This is a genomic window from Vibrio sp. ZOR0018 (assembly GCF_963865925.1).
Lineage (GTDB): Bacteria > Pseudomonadota > Gammaproteobacteria > Enterobacterales > Vibrionaceae > Vibrio > Vibrio anguillarum.
Genome location: NZ_CAWMCN010000035.1, coordinates 1 through 729, shown reverse-complemented (window position 1 = coordinate 729; position 729 = coordinate 1). Strand labels below are relative to the sequence as shown.

The following is a 729-nucleotide window of genomic DNA, read 5'->3' as shown; positions in this document are numbered from 1 at the left end:
TCTCATTGAATTTGCATAACAAACGGCTCAAGAGGGATTGCCAACGCGTGGCGACTTTAGTGCAAAATTGAAATTCAGTGCTTACGGTGTGTTTTTTGAGTCCGGCGGTGCGTTGTCAACCCCTTAGCCGGGCGTTATATGCAAATAGAAGTTTGAAACTAAGGAAAATATAGAAATGAGTATAAAAAATCCTGATATGGCTAGTTATCAGTTTCTTCAAGAAATGTACAAAGATGGATATTTCCCTAACTTCCTTGTCGACAAAGGTAAAGATATCTTAGTTCGACTCTGTGAATCTATCGAGTTAAACAAGCCAGAAAGCCTCGATTCACTATACGAGCTAACTAGGGTTGCAACGGAAGAGTTCAACGTACTGGGAGAAGAGTTCGAACAAAATGACAGTGAGATAGAGACTCTAGCAAGAGAAAGCATAGGTGATGACTTTTACAATATCTCAAAAGCTTATGGGTTTGATGCAGATATTGAAGAATTAATAGCTGCGCGATATTGGTAGCATCTAGCTGGTAGTGCCAGCATATAACAAACGCTTCAAGAGGGACAGCCAACGCGTGGCATTTTTACTATGCGTTGGTTTGTGTGATTACGGTGCTATGCGGAAACTTGGTAGTAGCGTTGTCAGCCCCTTAAGCGGGCGTTAGGCAAAGTGAGTTTTTATCAGCTAAATCGGGTTTGAATTGAACGGTGAATTCAATGTTCTCATGGCTGGAC

The 729-nt window shown here is 41.6% G+C and carries 1 protein-coding gene; it reads left to right on the top strand.

The features are described 5' to 3' along the window. Nucleotides 1–175 precede the first annotated feature (175 nt). The gene (locus AACR75_RS01010) at nucleotides 176–514 is read left to right on the top strand and encodes a DUF5713 family protein (RefSeq protein ID WP_047691448.1); all 339 of its coding nucleotides are present in this window, start codon (nucleotides 176–178) and stop codon (nucleotides 512–514) included. The last annotated feature ends 215 nt before the right edge of the window (nucleotides 515–729 follow it).

Bases quoted from the DNA above. Each gene is read 5' to 3' on its own strand.
- AACR75_RS01010 (WP_047691448.1), top strand. From the start codon at position 176: ATGAGTATAAAAAATCCTGATATGGCTAGTTATCAGTTTCTTCAAGAA.